Origin of the sequence: Azoarcus sp. TTM-91, assembly GCF_012911025.1 — a bacterium.
In the GTDB taxonomy this organism is placed as follows: Bacteria; Pseudomonadota; Gammaproteobacteria; order Burkholderiales; family Rhodocyclaceae; genus Azoarcus.
The window spans coordinates 41,627-58,865 of record NZ_WUEI01000004.1 but is presented as its reverse complement, the minus strand read 5'-3'; the positions used below and the strand labels follow the sequence as shown (position 1 = coordinate 58,865).

The 17,239-nt window shown below is 68.5% G+C and carries 16 protein-coding genes; 7 read left to right on the top strand and 9 right to left on the bottom strand.

Annotation, left to right across the window (positions count from 1 at the left end; translation table 11 throughout):
- Positions 1–85: 85 nt before the first annotated feature.
- Together GRF61_RS02270 and GRF61_RS02265 are read right to left on the bottom strand one after the other, a co-directional pair.
- Complete coding sequence (locus GRF61_RS02270; protein ID WP_169149111.1) at positions 86–541, bottom strand: peroxiredoxin; 456 nt, start codon at positions 539–541, stop codon at positions 86–88.
- Positions 542–633: 92 nt separating this feature from the next.
- Positions 634–1,014, bottom strand: coding sequence for an Mth938-like domain-containing protein (locus tag GRF61_RS02265; protein WP_169149110.1), 381 nt, complete (start codon positions 1,012–1,014; stop codon positions 634–636).
- Between the two features lie 202 nt (positions 1,015–1,216).
- Here GRF61_RS02265 and GRF61_RS02260 point away from each other — a divergent pair, with 202 nt between their 5' ends.
- Complete coding sequence (locus tag GRF61_RS02260) at positions 1,217–2,527, top strand: pyridoxal phosphate-dependent aminotransferase (RefSeq protein ID WP_169149109.1); 1,311 nt, start codon at positions 1,217–1,219, stop codon at positions 2,525–2,527.
- A gap of 32 nt (positions 2,528–2,559) precedes the next feature.
- Positions 2,560–3,870, top strand: coding sequence for a homoserine dehydrogenase (locus tag GRF61_RS02255; RefSeq protein ID WP_169149108.1), 1,311 nt, complete (start codon positions 2,560–2,562; stop codon positions 3,868–3,870).
- 154 nt (positions 3,871–4,024) lie between these two features.
- Here the strand turns inward: GRF61_RS02255 and GRF61_RS02250 are convergent, their stop codons facing one another.
- Entirely contained in the window at positions 4,025–5,158 is a 1,134-nt protein-coding gene (locus tag GRF61_RS02250; RefSeq protein WP_169149107.1) for an alanine--glyoxylate aminotransferase family protein, read from the bottom strand.
- Positions 5,159–5,383: 225 nt separating this feature from the next.
- Between GRF61_RS02250 and GRF61_RS02245 the strand changes: the two genes are divergently transcribed.
- Entirely contained in the window at positions 5,384–6,304 is a 921-nt protein-coding gene (locus tag GRF61_RS02245; protein WP_169149106.1) for a DUF2167 domain-containing protein, read from the top strand.
- A 149-nt stretch (positions 6,305–6,453) separates the two neighbouring features.
- Entirely contained in the window at positions 6,454–7,485 is a 1,032-nt protein-coding gene (locus tag GRF61_RS02240) for a DUF2157 domain-containing protein (RefSeq protein WP_169149105.1), read from the top strand.
- Positions 7,486–7,502: 17 nt separating this feature from the next.
- Here GRF61_RS02240 and ccoG read toward each other — a convergent pair whose 3' ends face one another.
- Entirely contained in the window at positions 7,503–8,879 is a 1,377-nt protein-coding gene (gene ccoG, locus GRF61_RS02235; RefSeq protein WP_169149104.1) for a cytochrome c oxidase accessory protein CcoG, read from the bottom strand.
- 258 nt (positions 8,880–9,137) lie between these two features.
- Between ccoG and GRF61_RS02230 the strand changes: the two genes are divergently transcribed.
- Both GRF61_RS02230 and GRF61_RS02225 read left to right on the top strand, forming a co-directional pair.
- A complete protein-coding gene (locus GRF61_RS02230) occupies positions 9,138–9,755 on the top strand; it encodes a TetR/AcrR family transcriptional regulator (RefSeq protein WP_211165688.1) in 618 nt (205 codons plus the stop codon).
- Between the two features lie 53 nt (positions 9,756–9,808).
- Positions 9,809–10,792 (top strand): MDR family oxidoreductase, encoded by a 984-nt coding sequence (locus GRF61_RS02225; protein WP_169149102.1) that lies wholly within the window; start codon positions 9,809–9,811, stop codon positions 10,790–10,792.
- Positions 10,793–10,977: 185 nt separating this feature from the next.
- On the opposite strand, the gene GRF61_RS02220 is transcribed toward GRF61_RS02225, so the two are convergent.
- The 5 genes from GRF61_RS02220 to GRF61_RS02200 form a co-directional block, all read right to left on the bottom strand.
- A complete protein-coding gene (locus GRF61_RS02220) occupies positions 10,978–12,096 on the bottom strand; it encodes a trypsin-like peptidase domain-containing protein (RefSeq protein ID WP_169149101.1) in 1,119 nt (372 codons plus the stop codon).
- Positions 12,097–12,165: 69 nt separating this feature from the next.
- Positions 12,166–12,600, bottom strand: a complete 435-nt coding sequence (gene trxC / locus GRF61_RS02215; RefSeq protein WP_169149100.1) for a thioredoxin TrxC — start codon at positions 12,598–12,600, stop codon at positions 12,166–12,168.
- A 125-nt stretch (positions 12,601–12,725) separates the two neighbouring features.
- The gene (locus GRF61_RS02210) at positions 12,726–13,037 is read right to left on the bottom strand and encodes a chaperone modulator CbpM (RefSeq protein ID WP_169149099.1); all 312 of its coding nucleotides are present in this window, start codon (positions 13,035–13,037) and stop codon (positions 12,726–12,728) included.
- A 2-nt stretch (positions 13,038–13,039) separates the two neighbouring features.
- The gene (locus GRF61_RS02205; protein WP_169149098.1) at positions 13,040–13,975 is read right to left on the bottom strand and encodes a DnaJ C-terminal domain-containing protein; all 936 of its coding nucleotides are present in this window, start codon (positions 13,973–13,975) and stop codon (positions 13,040–13,042) included.
- A gap of 121 nt (positions 13,976–14,096) precedes the next feature.
- Positions 14,097–15,521, bottom strand: a complete 1,425-nt coding sequence (locus tag GRF61_RS02200; RefSeq protein WP_169149097.1) for a PLP-dependent aminotransferase family protein — start codon at positions 15,519–15,521, stop codon at positions 14,097–14,099.
- Between the two features lie 198 nt (positions 15,522–15,719).
- Here GRF61_RS02200 and thrC point away from each other — a divergent pair, with 198 nt between their 5' ends.
- Complete coding sequence (thrC, locus tag GRF61_RS02195; RefSeq protein WP_169149096.1) at positions 15,720–17,168, top strand: threonine synthase; 1,449 nt, start codon at positions 15,720–15,722, stop codon at positions 17,166–17,168.
- Positions 17,169–17,239: the final 71 nt, after the last annotated feature.

The following is a 17,239-nucleotide window of genomic DNA, read 5'->3' as shown; positions in this document are numbered from 1 at the left end:
GAGGGGCTGGCCGGGTCGTTTCTCCGTACGCGATCGGGGTGCTGCGTGCATGTGCGGCGGAGAGCTTCGCCCGGCCCAGGGGGACTCAGAGCGAGCGGACGAAGGCGAGGACTTCCTCTGCATGGCCGGCAACCTTCACGCCGCGCCATTCGCGGGCGATAGTGCCGTCGGCGGCGATCACGAAGGTGCTGCGTTCCACCCCGCGGACCTGCTTGCCGTACATGTTCTTCATCTTCATCACGCCGAACGCGTTGCAGGCGGTCTCCTCGGGATCGGAAATGAGGTCGAAGGGAAGTTCCAGCTTGGCCTTGAAGTTCTCATGCGACTTGAGGCTGTCGCGGGAAATCCCGAAGACCTTGCAGCCCGCCTCGGCAAAGGCGGGATGGAGCGCGCCGAAATCCTTGGTTTCGTTGGTGCAGCCGGGGGTGTTGTCCTTGGGGTAGAAGTACAGCACCACCTTGCTGCCGCGCAGCGCGGAGAGCGCCACGGTGCTGCCGCCGGTGGCGGCAAGGCTGAAATCTGGCGCGGACGTTGCGGTCATGTTGCCTCCTGTGATTGGCCTGACCGCAGCGTAATGGACAAAGGGCGCGGCTGACAATCGCGCCCCGGAGGCCTGGCGGAATGACGCCGCGTTCAGCCCGCCGGGTCGAACATCAGCGCCGCCGCCACCGAGCGGCTTTCGCCGACGAGGATGTTGTAGGTACGGCAGGCGGCCGCCAGGTCCATGATCTCGAAACCCACCCGGGCATCGATCAGCGGCCGCAGCAAGGCGGGGGAGGGAAAGCGCTGGCGCTCGCCGGTGCCGACGATGACGATCTCTGTGCCGAGGTCGCGTACTGCGGCGAAGTCTTCCGCGGTGAGGGCGGCGAAGCCGCCGGATGCCCAGCCGGTGACGACGCGGTCTGCGGTGAGCAACAGGTTGCCATCGTGGCGCACCTTGTTGATCAGCAGGTGGCCGGGGCCGTAGCCGGTGACGACGTTGGCCGTGGAATTGCGATCCAGATTGAGCTTCATGGCGGGTGGTCCGGGCGGAGTGCAGGGGGCTCCGCGTCAATTGCCGCGCTGCGGCGGGCGGGGCTAAGATAGCACTCTTTTCCCCCGATCCGGCGCGCGGCGCCCGCCGGGGGCGGCAGCTGCGATGCAGCGGCCGGAAGGCGGTCCGCGCTTTCCCGGCACCGATGCGTGCCAAACCTCCATGACACAGGACCCTACGGACATGAATGCGGCGAAGACTCTGAATCTGGCAATGGCACCCACGGAACCGGTGGTCAAGGCCGAGGCCGCCGCCGCTGCCGCAGTACCGCGTCCGGTCAAGAAATCCGCCAAGCTCGCCGACGTCTGCTACGACATCCGCGGCCCGGTACTGGTCCGCGCCAAGCAGATGGAGGACGAGGGCCTCAAGATCACCAAGCTGAACATCGGCAACCTCGCCTCCTTCGGCTTCGACGCGCCGGAAGAGATCCAGCTGGACATGATCCGCAACCTGCCGAATTCGGCCGGCTACTCGGATTCCAAGGGCATTTTCGCCGCGCGCAAGGCGATCATGCATTACACCCAGCAGAAGCACATCAAGGGTGTGACGCTGGAAGACATCTACATCGGCAACGGCGTGTCCGAGCTGATCGTGATGGCGATGAACGCGTTGCTGGATGCCGGCGACGAAGTGCTGGTGCCGGCGCCGGACTACCCGCTGTGGACCGCCGCGGTCAGCCTCTCCGGCGGCACGCCGGTGCACTACGTCTGCGACGAGGCCAACGGCTGGCTGCCGGATCTGGACGACATCCGCAGCCGCGTCACGCCGAACACCCGCGCGCTGGTGCTGATCAATCCGAACAACCCGACCGGCGCGCTGTATCCGGAAGAGACGCTGCGCGGCATCGTGGACATCGCCCGCCAGCACGGCCTCATCCTGTATGCGGACGAGGTGTACGACAAGGTGCTGTACGACGGCGCCAGCCACACCTCGCTGGCCGCGGTGTCGGACGAAGTGCTCACCATCGTCTTCAACGGCCTGTCCAAGAACTACCGCTCCTGCGGCTACCGCGCCGGCTGGATGGTGGTGTGCGGCGACAAGCGCCACGCCCAGGACTACATCGAAGGCCTGAACATGCTGGCCTCGATGCGCCTGTGTGCCAATGTGCCCGGCCAATACGCCATCCAGACCGCGTTGGGCGGCTACCAGAGCATCGACGACCTGGTCGGCCCCGGCGGCCGGCTGCGCCGCCAGCGCGACCTGGCGCACGAGCTGATCACCGCCATCCCCGGCGTCAGCTGCGTCAAGCCCAAGGCCGCGCTGTACATGTTCCCGCGGCTGGATCCCGAGATGTACCCGATCGCCGATGACCAGGCCTTCATCGCCGAGCTGCTGGAGGCCGAGCGGGTACTGCTGGTGCAGGGCACCGGCTTCAACTGGATCAAGCCCGACCACTTCCGCCTGGTCTTCCTGCCGCATGAGGATGACCTGCGGGATGCCATCGGCCGCATTGCCCGTTTCCTCGACGGCTACCGCAAGCGCCACGGCACCTGAATCACTCTCAACGACACACACGGAAGCACTGAATGAAACCGATCAACGTTGGCCTGCTGGGCATCGGAACCGTAGGTGGTGGCACCTACACCGTCCTCAAACGCAATGCGGAGGAAATCACCCGCCGCGCCGGGCGCCCGATCCGAATTACCACGGTGGCCGACAAGAACCTCGAGCTGGCCCGCAGCGTCGCGGCCGGCGACGAGGTGAAGCTGAGCGATGATGCCTTCGCCGTGGTCGCCGACCCGGAAGTGGACATCGTCGTCGAGCTGATCGGTGGCTATGGCATTGCCCGCGAGCTGGTGCTGAAGGCGATCGAGAACGGCAAACATGTCGTCACCGCCAACAAGGCGCTGCTCGCGGTGCATGGCAACGAGATCTTCGCCGCGGCGCAGAAGAAAGGCGTGATGGTTGCCTTCGAGGCGGCGGTCGCCGGCGGCATTCCCATCATCAAGGCGCTGCGCGAAGGCCTGTCGGCCAACCGCATCCAATGGCTGGCCGGCATCATCAACGGCACCACCAACTTCATCCTGTCGGAGATGCGCGACAAGGGCCTGCCCTTTGCCGACGTGCTGAAGGAAGCCCAGGCCCTGGGCTATGCCGAAGCCGATCCCACCTTCGACATCGAGGGCGTGGACGCCGCGCACAAGGCGACCATCATGAGCGCCATCGCCTTCGGCATCCCGATGCAGTTCGACAAGGCTTATGTGGAAGGCATCACCAAGCTGCAGGCGGTGGATATCGCCTACGCCGAACAGCTGGGCTACCGCATCAAGCTGCTGGGCATCGCCCGCCGCCGCGACGAAGGCGTGGAGCTGCGGGTGCACCCAACGCTGATCCCGGAGAAGCGCCTGATCGCCAACGTCGAAGGCGCGATGAACGCGGTGCTGGTGCAGGGCGACGCCGTCGGCGCCACGCTGTACTACGGCAAGGGCGCCGGCGCCGAGCCGACCGCCTCGGCCGTCATCGCCGACCTGGTGGACGTCACCCGCCTGCACACAGCCGATCCGGAGCACCGCGTGCCGCACCTGGCCTTCCAGCCCGACCAGATGCAGGACGTTGCCGTGCTGCCGATCGAAGAGGTCGTGACTTCCTACTACCTGCGCCTGCGGGTGGAAGACAAGCCGGGCGTGCTCGCCGACATCACCCGCATCCTGGCCGACAGCCAGATTTCCATCGATGCGATGATCCAGAAGGAGCCGGCCGAGGGCGAAGCCCAGACCGACATCATCATGCTGACCCACCAGACGGTGGAGAAGAACGCCAACGCCGCCATCGCCAAGATCGAGGCGCTGCCGGTGGTGCAGGGCAAGGTCACCCGGCTGCGGCTGGAAAACCTCTGATCCCCGCGCGGGCAGGGGCCGAAAGCCGTTCAGGCTGCGGCTTTTGCTTCTAGGCGGATGAATGGAACAACGCCGGCGTGAAGCCGGCGTTGTCGTTTCTGCGTGCTGGCGCCGGGGGCATCCCGGCGCCAGCCAGGCCGGGCGTGGGCTGAACTCAGGCCGCCATGCGCTTGCCGCCCAGGCACTGGCGCAGCGCATCCGCGCAGCGCAGCACGTTTTCCTCGCGGGCGGAGTGGCCCATCAGGCCGATGCGCCAGATTTTGCCGGCCATGTCGCCCAGGCCGGCGCCGATCTCCAGGTCGAACTCCGTCAGCAGGCGGGCGCGGATGGCCGCCTCGTCCACGCCGGCCGGCACATGCACCGCGTTCAGCTGCGGCAGGCGGTCCTGCTCGGCGACGACGAAGCTCAGGCCCAGCGCTTCCAGCTCCGCCTTCAGCCGCAGGTGCATCGTGCGGTGGCGGGCCCAGGCGTTCTCCAGGCCTTCCTCGCGCAGCATCACCAGCGCCTCGTGCAGTGCATACATCGGATTCACCGGCGCGGTGTGGTGATAGGTGCGGCGGCCGCCGGATTGCCAGTAGCCCAGCACCAGGCTGAGGTCCAGGAACCAGCTCTGCACCGGCATGCGGCGGGCGCGCACTCGTTCCACCGCGCGCTCGGAGAAGGTCACCGGCGACAGGCCGGGCGTGCAGGAGAGGCATTTCTGGCTGCCGGAGTAGGCGGCGTCTATGCCCCATTCGTCGACCCGCACCGGCGTGCCGCCCAGCGAGGTCACGCAGTCCATGATGGTCAGCGCACCGAACTCGCGGGCGATGGCGGCCAGCGCCGCGGCGTCGGACTGGGCGCCGGTGGAAGTTTCGGCATGCACGAAGGCCAGCACCCGCGCCTGCGGATTGGCTTCGAAGGCGGCGCGCACCTTGGCGGGATCCACCGCGGTGCCCCAGGCGTCATCCACCACCACCGGCACGCCGCCGCAGCGCTTCACGTTCTCCAGCATGCGGCCGCCGAATACGCCGTTGCGGCAGACGATGACGGTATCTCCCGGCTCGACCAGGTTCACGAAGCACATCTCCATGCCGGCGGAGCCAGGCGCGGAAACCGGGAAGGTCAGCGCGTTCTCGGTCTGGAAGGCGTAGCGCAGCAGGGTCTTGGTCTGCTCCATCAGTTCGGCGAAAGCCGGGTCCAGGTGGCCTATGGTGGGGCGCGCCATCGCGTCCAGGATGCGTTGCGGCACGTCTGAGGGGCCGGGGCCCATCAGGATGCGTTGCGGCGGGGTGAAGCTGGAGATCATGGTGGGGTCGCCAGGGAAAGGAAAAGTCGAGGCGGGCGATTCTAAGGGCTTTGGACGAGGGATGCGCTCGGGGTGAACCCGCCGCGCGGGGAACGGAGTCGACCTTCACCCGAAAGTCATGATGACGGAGTGATTGCGGCGGCGTATCTTCTCGCCTTTGCTCTTGTCCTTGCGGCTTTCCTCGGTTGTTCTCTTAGCGTCTTCTTTTTCCACGGATTCCACATCATGTCCCTGCGCCTGTTCGGCAACGGCCTGGCCGCCTGCCTTTCTTCCCTTGCCCTGCTGCTTGCATCTCCCGCTTTCGCCGAAACTCCGCCCGCCGCCGCGGCTGCGACCTCCCAGGCCAGCGAGCTGGAAGCCGCCTCCGAGGCCGCTTCTGCGGCGCAGCAACACGGCCCGGCGCAGATTTCCCTGGGCGACCAGGGCGCACTCGACCTGCCGGCCGGCTTCTCCTTCATCCCCAAGGTAGAAGCAGCCCGGCTGATGCACGCCATGGGCAATCTCACCGACGGCGATTTCCTCGGCCTTGTCATCGGCGAGCAGATGAACGGCTTTGTCAGCGTGCGCTTCGAGCGCGCCGGCTATGTGAAGGACGACGACGCCAAGGACTGGGATGCCGACGAACTGCTGCAAAACCTCAAGGACGGCACCGAGCAGGCCAACGAGCAGCGCGCCGCCCGCGGCATCGCCGAATTCGTCGTCGCCGGCTGGGTGGAGAAGCCCGCCTACGATGCCAGCACCCACAGGCTGGTGTGGTCGGCGGAGGTACGGGACAAGCACCCCGCCGAGGATAGCGGCGCCGGGGTGAACTACAACACCTACCAGCTCGGCCGCGAAGGCTATTACTCGATGAACCTGGTGACCGACCTCGCCAGCGTCGAGGCGGAAAAGCCGATCGCCCGCCAGTTGCTCGCCGGCCTCAGCTTCAACGAGGGCAAGCGCTACGGCGATTTCGACAGCAGCGTGGACAAGGTGGCCGAGTACGGACTGGCGGCGCTGGTGGGCGGCGCGGCGGCGAAGAAGCTGGGCCTGCTGGCGGTGATGGGTGCCTTCCTGGCCAAGTTCGCCAAGGTGATCGCACTGGCCGCGCTGGGGGTGGGCGCGGCGGTGAAGGGCTGGCTGGGGCGCAAGAACAAGAGCGTCTGAGTACCGGGCGGGTAATCGCCACCGCCGGGTGCACCGGCGGCGGCGATTACCCGAAGCCGGCCCTCTCGACTGCCGTCCCGGGCCCATGTACCGCGGCCGCGCTTTCCTGCCTTACCCTTGGGCGCCGTGCCCAGATCGAGGAACAGCAGATGGAACTGAACCGCAAGGCGCTCCAGGACGCGAGCGCCGCCGGCGTGCTGAGCGAGAGCCAGGCCGAGGCGCTGTGGCGCTTCCTGGAAACGCGCAACCAGGACGTGCCGCGCTTCAAGGCGGCGCACATTCTCTACTACCTCGGCGGCATGCTGGCGATAGGCGCGATGTCGCTGTTCATGAACTTGGGCTGGGAGCGCTTCGGCGGCTGGGGGCTGATGGCGATCGCTCTGGGCTACGGCGCTGCCGGCCTGGCCTTCGTCGAATTCCTGCTGCACAGGCGGCTGGCCATTCCGGCCGGCATCGTCGGCGCCTTCGTCGTGGTGCTGGTGCCGCTGGCGGTGTATGGGTTGCAGGTCGGCCTGGGCTGGTGGGCGGATGGCCGGCCCTTCCGCGCTTACCACACCCATATCGACTGGCGCTGGTTGATGATGGAGCTGGCGACGCTGGCAGCCGCCGCCATCCTGCTGTGGCGCTACCGCCTGCCTTTCATGGTCATGCCGGTAGCGGTGACGTTGTGGTACATCAGCATGGACGTGGTGCCCTACCTCAGCCTGGATGGCGACTACGACTGGCAGTTGCGCAAGCTGGTGTCGCTGTGGTTCGGGCTGGCGATGGCGTTGTTCGCCTTCTGGGTGGATGTGCGCACCCGGCAGCAGCGCGACTTCGCCTTCTGGCTCTACCTCTTCGGCGTCGTCGCCTTCTGGGGCGGGCTGAGCGCCATGGACTCCCATGACGAGCTCGGCAAGTTCCTCTACTTCTGCATCAACCTGGCGATGATAGGCATAGGCGCGGCGCTGGCGCGGCGGGTCTTCGTCGTCTTCGGCGGCCTGGGCGCCTCCTTCTACCTCGGCCACCTCGCCTACGACGTGTTCAAGGACAGCGTGCTCTTCCCCTTCGTGCTCACCGCGCTCGGCCTGCTGGTGATCTGGTTGGGCATCCTGTGGACGCGCAAGGAGGAAGCCATCGTCGCCCGCCTGCGCGCCCTCCTGCCAGTGCCGCTGCGCGAGATGCTGGACGCGCGGCACTGAAGGAGAGGTGGGGCGCTTCAGGGCAGCAGGAAGGAACTCTGCTCGACGATGCGTACCGCCGGATCATCCACCGCGCTGATGTGGAAGCGCACCGGCTGGGCGCCGGAGCGCGAAGCGTCCGGCGCGGCGGCCACGGTGACCGACACCGGCAGCACGCTGCCCGCCGGCACGTCGAAGCTGCTGTTGCCGACGAGGCGGGCGCCGGCCGGGCCATCCACCGTCACCGCGAAGCGGCGCGGCGCTTCCACCAGGTTCATCAGCTTCAGCGTGTAGCTGTTCTCTATGCTGCCGTCTGCCGCCTCCTGCAGCAGCACCGCGCGGTCGCGCAGCACGTCGGCCAGCAGCGGAATACGTTGCGACAGCGTCCACGCACCGAGCGCGGTAAATACCACCAGCAGGCTGGCGTAGATCTGCACCCGCGGCCGCAGCCACACCGCCTTCGCCTGGCCGCCGGCCAACTGCCGCTCGGAGGCGAAGCGGATCAGGCCGGTGGGGCTGCCGACCTTGTCCATCACCTTGTCGCAGGCATCCACGCACAGGCCGCAGTTGATGCACTGGTACTGCAGGCCCTCGCGGATGTCGATGCCGGTGGGGCAGACCTGCACGCACAGGCTGCAATCCACACAGTCGCCATGCGCGCCGCCGGTGCGCTTGGCCTTGCGCGGTTCGCCGCGGCGGGCGTCGTAGGACACGGTCGAAGTGTCGGCGTCGATCATCACCCCCTGGAAACGGGAATAGGGGCACATGTGTTGGCACACCATCTCCCGCGCGAAACCGGCCTGCAGATAGGTGAAGAGAGCGTAGAAGCCCACCCAGAAAGCCGCCCAGCCGCCCAGCGAAAGCTGCGCTATCTCCGCCAGCAAACCCTGCAGCGGGGTGAAGTAGCCGACGAAGGTGATGCCGGTCCATAACGAGATCGCCAGCCAGGACGCGTGCTTGGCCGCTTTCAGCGCCAGCTTGCGCGGGCCGGCCGGCGCCTGGTCCAGGCGCATGCGGGCGAGGTGGTCGCCTTCGATGCGCGCCTCCACCCAGCGGAAGATGGCGGTATAGACCGTCTGCGGACAGGCGAAGCCGCAGAACAGCCGGCCGGCTACCGCCGTGGCCAGGAACAGCGCGGTAGCGGAGATGATGAGCAGGATGGCCAGCAGCAGCGCGTCCTGCGGCCACAGCACCAGGCCGAAGAAGTAGAACTTGCGCTCGGCGATGTCGAACAGCAGCGCCTGACGGCCGTCCCAGCTGAGCCAGCAGGCGCCGTAGAACACGATCTGGGTGAGCCAGACCATGGCCCAGCGCAAGCTGTCGTAGTAGCCGCGGACTTCGCGGGGATGGACCTTGCCGGTCTTGGTGTAGAACAGGATGCGGGCATCGTGGGCCCGGCTGGTGGATGCTGACATGGTGGTGTTTTCCTCGTCGCGCCGCCTGCCCGGACGCCGGAGTCGAGCGCCGGAGGAACGGCAGCGGGAGTACACCATCGGGCACCGTTTCGTAACAGTGTCAGCCTGTTCGATTTCTGAGCGTAACAGTTTGCCGGCAGGGAAAAACATCCTCGGCTTGATTTTGTAGACGATCGGTCTAATATTCCGGGCATGAGCTCATCAGCCCCGACCGACCTCCCAGTGGATAGCGCGACCGACCCGGCCGCCAGTCCTCCGATGCGCCGCAAGCCTGGCCGCCCGCCGCGCGCGGAGGGCGCCCGTGATACTCGGGGAGCCCTGCTGCGCGCCGGGCTGGAGGTCCTCACCGAGAAGGGCTTTGCCGCCAGCGGGCTGGACGAACTGCTGCGCCGGGTCGGCGTGCCCAAGGGCTCCTTCTATTACTACTTCGACAGCAAGGAAGCCTTCGGCGCGGCGCTGATAGAGCGCTACGCCGCCTACTTCGCCCGCAAGCTGGATCGCCATTTCCTCGACGAGGCGCTGTCGCCGCTGGCGCGGCTGCAAGCCTTCGTGGATGACGCTTGCGCCGGCATGGCACGCCACGCCTTCCGCCGCGGCTGCCTGGTCGGCAACCTGGGGCAGGAGATCGCCGCGCTGCCGGAGGCCTACCGGGAGAGCCTGCGCGCGGTGCTGGCCGACTGGGAGAGCCGCCTGGCCGCTTGCCTGGAAGCAGCGAAAGAGGCCGGCGAACTGGCGGCGGGCGCCGACTGCACCCGTCTTGCCGCCTATTTCTGGACCGGCTGGGAAGGCGCGGTGCTGAGGGCCAAGCTGGAAGGCAACGAGCGGGCGCTGCGCCTGTTTGCCGAGGGCTTCGTCGCTACCTTGCCGCGCCGCTGAAGCGGCCGGCCCCATGCCCGGCGGCGCCGGGCGACATCATGGAGGAAGGCAGGATGTTCAAGGCAATCCGGATCGACAAGGACGAAGCGGGCTACCGTGCCGTGCTGACGGAGCTGGACGAGGGCGCGTTGCCCGAGGGCGACGTGACGGTGGATGTTGCCTATTCCACTCTCAATTACAAGGACGGCCTTGCCATCACCGGCACCAACCCGGTGGTGAGGCGCTTTCCGATGGTGCCCGGCATCGACCTCGCCGGCACGGTGACGCACAGTGGCCACCCGGAGTACAAGCCGGGCGACCAGGTGGTGCTCAACGGCTGGGGCGTGGGCGAGGTGCATTGGGGCGGGCTGGCGCAGAAGGCGCGCCTGAAGGGCGACTGGCTGGTGCCGCTGCCGGCAGCCTTCTCGCCGCGCCAGGCGATGGCCATAGGCACCGCCGGCTATACCGCGATGCTGTGCGTGCTGGCGCTGGAGCGTCACGGCGTGACGCCCGGCTGGGGCGAAGTGCTGGTGACTGGCGCCGCCGGCGGCGTCGGTAGCGTGGCGGTGGCGGTGCTCGCCCGCCTGGGCTACACCGTGGTTGCTTCCACCGGCCGGCCGGCGGAGGCGGACTACCTGAAGAAGCTGGGCGCTTCCTACATCATCGACCGCGCCGAACTCTCCGCGCCGGGCAAGCCGCTGGGCAAGGAGCGCTGGGCGGCGGCGGTGGACACCGTAGGCAGCCACACTTTGGCCAACGTCTGCGCCAGCCTGCGCTACCGCGGCGTGGTGGCGGCCTGCGGCCTGGCGCAGGGCATGGACCTGCCGGCCTCGGTGGCGCCCTTCATCCTGCGCGGCGTGACCTTGGCCGGGGTGGACAGCGTGATGTGTCCGCGGCCCGACCGCCTGCAGGCCTGGGAACGCCTGGCCCGCGACCTGGACCCGGCGCTGCTGGAGGTGATGACGCAGGAGGTTGGCCTCAGCGAGGCCATTCCGCTTGCCGGCGAACTGCTGGCCGGCCGGGTGCGCGGCCGCGTGGTGGTGGATGTGAATCGCTGAAGCGTTGAATCGTCGCCGCACTGGCCTCGCCCAGGCGCGGGTCCAGTTGCGCGGAGCCGCAGCCTTGCTTCCTCCCCCTCGCGGGAGGGCAGGGGAGAAACTCCTGCGAGGGGCGGTTGCCTGGATCTTCCCCAAGCGCCCGAGCGCGCTCGAGGCGCCACGATCAAGCCGGGCGGCCTGGCGGCTCAAGCGCCGCCTGGCTGCAGCACTACTTGCACTTCCCGTGTCTTGCCGTCGCGCTCCAGCGTCAGCGTCACCGTGTCGCCGACCCGGTAGTCGTCGAGCCGCGCGCTGAAGCGCCCCACCGAATCCACCTTCTTGCCGTCGATGGCGACCACGATGTCGCCCGGCAGCACTGCGCCCTCCGGCGTCAGCCGTACGCCGGCGAGGCCGGCCTGGGCGGCGGCGGAGCCGGGGTTCACCCGCAGAACGAACACGCCCTCGCGGCCGAAGGCGGCGGCCAGCCGGCGGTTGAGGGTGTCGTCTATCTCCACGCCTACTGCCGGCCGGCTGTAGCGGCCGCGGGCGATCAGCTCCGGCACCACCCGGTTCACCGTGTCCACCGGTACCGCGAAGCCGATGCCGGCGCTGGCGCCGCTGGGGCTGTAGATGGCGGTGTTGATGCCGATCAGCCGGCCGGCGGAATCCAGCAGCGGGCCGCCGGAGTTGCCAGGGTTGATGGCGGCGTCGGTCTGGATGAGATGAGAGATGGTGTTGCCGTCGCCGCCGTCCAGCGAGCGGTCCAGCGCCGAGACGATGCCGGTGGTCAGCGTCCAGTCGAGGCCGAAGGGGTTACCGATGGCAAATACCTTCTGCCCCACCTTCAGGTCGTGGCTGCTGCCTATGGGCACCGGCCGCGGGCGCTGGAAGCCGGTGGCGATGCGCAGTACCGCGATGTCGTGCGCCGGACTGGCACCGACCAGCACCGCGCGGTAGTCGCGGCCATCGGCCAGCTTCACCATGGCTTCGCTGGCGCCCTGGATGACGTGGAAATTGGTTACCACATGGCCGTCCTCGTCCCAGATGAAGCCGGAGCCGGTGCCGCGCGGCACCGAGAAGACGTTGCGCGTCCACGGGTCCCGCACCTGGCTGCGGGTGGTGATGTAGACCACCGAATCCCGGCTGTTCTCGAACAGGGCGATGCTGGCCTGCTCGTCGGCGGCGAGGTCGCCGCGGGCGGTGATGGCGCGGGGTTCGGCTGCCGGCGTGCTCAGCAGGGCATAGCCCTGCCACAGCAGCAGGAGGATTCCGATGAGTGCCAGTAGCTGCAGGGCGCGGGCGGCGGAGTTGGGGCGGCGGTTCATCTGAACTCCCGGGAGGGCGGCATGAAGAAGGCTGTTCCGTGGCCGGAGCCGGTGGACGGCAACCCGCCCTCAGCCCTGGCTGCGCGCCCAGCGCACGATATCCGCGCTGCCCATGGCACCGGCCTGGCGCGCCACTTCGCGGCCGTGGCGGAACAGGATCAGCGTGGGAATGCTGCGGATGCCGAAGCGGGCGGCCAGCTGCGGCACCGCCTCGGTATCCACCTTGGCGAGGCGGAAGGCTGGCTCCAGCGTGGCCGCGGCAGCGGCGAAGGCCGGCGCCATGCTGCGGCAGGGGCCGCACCAGGGGGCCCAGAAATCCACCAGCAGCGGTATCTCTTCGCGCTGCAGATGGCGGTCGAAGCCTTCCTCGTTCAGCGCCAGCGGCTGGCCGGTGAACAGCGCCTGGTGGCAGCTGCCGCAGGCCGGCTGCTGGCTCAGGCGCTGCGCTGGCAGGCGGTTGATGGCGGCACAGTGGGGACAGGCGAGATGCAGTTTGTCGTTCATGAGGGCTCCTGGCCGGCGGGTGATGTCATGGCTTGCTGGCGCCGGTAGCCTGCAGATTGGGGCTGCAAGGCCGGCTTCCAAGTGCCTGCCGGTGCTGCCGCGCCGGCCTTGCCCCGGTGCGCCGTTCAGGCCAGGCCCGCGCGGCGCAGGCGGGCGCGCAACCGGTCCATCTCCTCCAGCATGTCGGCCACCAGGGCGGCGAGCTCCGGCACCGCGTCGAAGTTGCGTTCCAGTTCGCGCATGCGCCGGGCCCTGGCGAGGCCGATGGTGGAGAAGCGCCAGGTGCCGCCGACGCTGGCCATGCCGACGAAGAGGCCGTCCTCGATGTGGCGCAGCAGCCATTCCGGCTCGACCGCGCAGGCCGCAGCCACCTGTTCCAGCGGCAGCCAGCAGTCCTCCAGCGCGCTGCCGGTGGGGATGTCCTTGTCGTTGTGCATGGTCAGCTCCTCGCTTCGGCGCGCGGGTCGAAAGCCATGTCCCGCGCCATGGTTTCATACAGCGCCTTCGCCTGCGGGGTGTCCGCCGGCGGCAGCACGATGCGCAGATCCAGCAGCAGGTCGCCGGGCGGATCGCCGGGCAGGCCCTTGCCGCGCACCCTGAGCTGGCGGCCGTGCTGGGCGCCGGCGGGAATGCGCACTTTCAGCGTGCTCTCCGGCAGCGCCAATTCCACCACCGCCCCCAGCGCTGCTTCCCAGGGCGCCACCGGCAGGCCGAGGTGCAGGTCGCGGCCCTCGGCACGGAAGCGCGGATGCGGGCGGAAGCTCACCTCCAGCAGCAGGTCGCCGGCCGGCGCATTGCCGAAGGCGGGCGCCCCCTGGCCGGCGAGGCGGATGACCTGCCCTTCGCGCACGCCGCGCGGTATGCGCACCTCCAGCGTACGGGTGCGCAGGGCGACGTGGCCGTCGGCGGTCAGCTCCGGCACGCGCAGCGAGATCTGCCGGGTGGCGCCGGTAAAGCTGTCCTCCAGGTCCAGCACCACCCGGGCGTGGTGGTCTTCGCCGCGGTGGCGCCCGTTCGGCCCGGCGCCGCTGCCGGCGTTCATGCGGCCGAACAGCTCGGCGAAGAAGTCGCTGAAATCGGCGTTGCCGAAGGGCGAGCCGCTGGAGAACTCGAAGCCGGCGTCCCAGTCCGGTGGCGGGCGGAAGTCCTCGCCCGGCCGGCGGCCCTGCGACAGCTGGTCGTAGGCGGCGCGGCGCTGCGGGTCGGACAGCACCGCATAGGCCTCGTTGACCTCTTTCATGCGTTGCTCGGCATCCGGCTCCTTGGAGACGTCCGGATGGTATTTGCGCGCGAGCTTGCGGAAAGCCTTCTTGATGTCCTCCGCGCTGGCTTCCCGTGTCACTCCCAGCGCCTGGTAGTAGTCCTGGAACTGCATGCTCAGACTCCCTGCGGCAAACCGGGGAATTCCCGTCCCCCTTTAAATGGCTGCGGCGGCGCGGAATATCAAGCGCCGCGGCGGCTCGGTGGCGCGCCGCCGGGCCGGCGTCATCGGGGTGTCAGGCCGGGGCGGAGGGGGCTTCGGCGGCGAGCTGGCCCAGGGTGGCCATCGCCTGCTCCAGCGGAGCAGACCAGGGGTGGCCGAAGTTCAGGCGGATGCAGTGGCCGTATTCCCGCTTGGCGGAGAAGATGGGCCCGGGGGCGATGCTGATGCCGCGGGCGAGGGCGGCGCGGTGCAACGCCAGCGCGTCGCTGCCAGCCGGCAGCTCCACCCAGCTGAAGTAGCCGCCGCGCGGCCGCGTCATCCGGGTGCCGGGCGGGAAGTGGCGCTCCACCGCGGCGGCCATGTCGGCTTCCTGCAGTTCGAGCGCGCCGCGCAGCCGGCGCAGGTGGGTGTCGAAGGCGCCCTGGCGCATGAAATCGGCCAGGGCGATCTGCACCGGCACCGTGGTCGCGAGGCTGGTGGCGAGCTTGAGGCGCTGCACCGCGCGGGCGTAACGGCCGGCCGCCACCCAGCCGATGCGGTAGCCGGGCGCCAGGCTCTTGGAAAAGCTGGAGACATGCAGCACCAGGCCCTGGCGGTCCAGCGACTTCAGCGCCAGCGGCGCCTCCTTGCCGAAGTACAGCTCGGCATAGGTGTCGTCCTCCACCAAGGGCACCTGGTGGCGGGCGAGCAGGGCGACGAGCTCGCGCCGGTGCGCCTCCGGCATCAGGCTGCCCAGCGGGTTCTGGAAATTCGCCATCAGCAGGCAGGCTTTCACCGGATGGCGCTGCAGCGCCTCGGCCAGCGCCGGCAGGCTGATGCCGTCGCGCGGATGGGTGGGGATCTCCACCACCCGCAGCCCCAGCCGCTCTATCGCCTGCAGGCCGGCGTAGAAGCTGGGCGATTCCACCACCACCAGGTCGCCCGGCCGGGTCAGCGCCTGCAGGCAGAGGTTGAGCGCCTCCATGGCGCCGGAGGTGATGACGATCTCGTCCGGCGATAGCGCACCGCCGTGGGCGATGTAGCGCAGGGCGATCTGCCGCCGCAGCTCCTCGTTGCCCGGCGGCAGGTCGGTGACGGTGGCCAGCGGGTCCATGTGCCGGGCGGCGGCGGCGAGGAAGCGGCCGAGCCGGGCCAGCGGAAAGAGGAAGGGGCTGGGGAAGCTGGAGCCCAGCGGTACCACCGCCGGATCCTTCACCGACTCCAGTATCTCGAAGATGAAGTCGCTCACCTCCAGCGCGGTGGAAGTGGCCGGCGGCCGCGTCATCTCCGGCTCCGGCAGCGGCCGCGAGAGCCGCGCCTTCACGTAGTAGCCGGATTGCGGCCGCACCTCGATCAGCCCGCGGCTCTCCAGCAGGTAGTAGGCCTTGAGCACGGTGGAGGGGCTCAGGCGCAGGCTGTGGCAGGCCTTGCGCACCGAGGGCAGGCGCTCGCCGGCGCGCAGCAGGCCGTCGCGGATGCGCTGCTCGGTTTCCAGGGCGAGGCTTTCGTAGCGGGTCATGACATGGGCGGGAAGCGGGCAGGGCGCAGTGTAAACGCTGGCTGGCCGCGGGAGTGCCTCTCGCTGCCAGCTGGCGGGCGATACGGCAAACAACTACCCGCCGGCACTACCCGCTAGAATTCCGCCTTTGCACCGCGACGGTGCCCCGGACGCCGGCGCAGGCCGCGTTCCCTTCCTTCCGACTCCGAGGATCGTTCCGTGAAGTACATCTCCACCCGCGGCCACGCCGGCCAGCCCGCCAACCCCCAGTTCTGCGACATTCTGCTTGGCGGCCTGGCGCCGGACGGCGGCCTCTACCTGCCGGAGACCTATCCGCAGGTGACGCGGGCCGAGCTGGACGCCTGGCGCTCGCTGTCCTACGCCGAGCTGGCCTTCGCCATCCTGTCCAAGTTCATCACCGACATCCCGGCGGCCGACCTCAAGGCCATCTGCGACAAGACCTACACCGCCGACACCTATCGCCACGCCCGCACCGGCGACGACCCGGCCGACATCACTCCGGTGCGCTGGCTGGAACAGGGCCGCCTCGGCCTGCTGGAGCTGTCCAACGGCCCGACGCTGGCCTTCAAGGACATGGCGATGCAGCTGCTCGGCAACCTGTTCGAGTACGTGCTGGACAAGCGCGGCGAGACCATCAACATCCTCGGCGCCACCTCCGGCGACACCGGCTCCGCCGCCGAATACGCCATGCGCGGCAAGCACGGCGTGCGGGTGTTCATGCTCTCGCCCCACGGCAAGATGAGTGCCTTCCAGCGCGCGCAGATGTACTCGCTGCAGGACGACAACATCCACAACATCGCCGTCACCGGCATGTTCGACGACGCCCAGGACATCGTGAAGGCGGTGTCCAACGACCACGCCTTCAAGGCGAAGTACAAGATCGGCGCGGTCAACTCCATCAACTGGGCGCGGGTCGCGGCGCAGATCGTCTACTACTTCAAGGGCTACTTCGCCGCTACCGAGAACAACGACCAGCAGATTGCCTTCTGCGTGCCCTCGGGCAACTTCGGTAACATCTGCGCCGGCCACATCGCCCGGCAGATGGGCTTGCCGGTGGCGAAGCTCATCCTCGCCACCAACGAGAACGACGTGCTGGACGAGTTCTTCCGCAGCGGCATCTACCGCCCGCGTAAGACCGCCGAAACCTACGTCACTTCCAGCCCGTCGATGGACATCTCCAAGGCCTCCAACTTCGAGCGCTTCGTCTACGACCTGGTCGGCCGCAACCCGGAGATCGTCGCCTCGCTGTGGAAGCAGGTGGATGCCGGTGGCGCCTTCGACCTCACCAGCACGCCGCATTTCGGCCGCCTGGGCGACTTCGCCTTCGCCTCCGGCCGCAGCACCCATGCCGACCGCCTGGCCACCATCCGCAAGGTCTACGCCGACTACGCCACCATGGTGGACACCCACACCGCCGATGGTCTCAAGGTCGCCTTCGAGCAACTGCCGTCGCTGCCGGCCGGCGTACCGCTGCTGGTGCTGGAAACCGCGCTGCCGGTGAAGTTCGCCGAAACCATCCGCGAAGCGCTGGCCCAGGAGCCGGAACGCCCGGCCGACCTCGCCGGCATCGAAGCCTTGCCGCAGCGGGTGGAAGTGATGGCGCCGGACGTGGATGCGGTGAAGGCCTTCATCGTCGCCCACGTGTGAGCGGAATCACATAGCCAGCTAATGGCTGGCTTGCCATTAACTGCATAGGCAGGTATTGTCCGGCCTCGTAA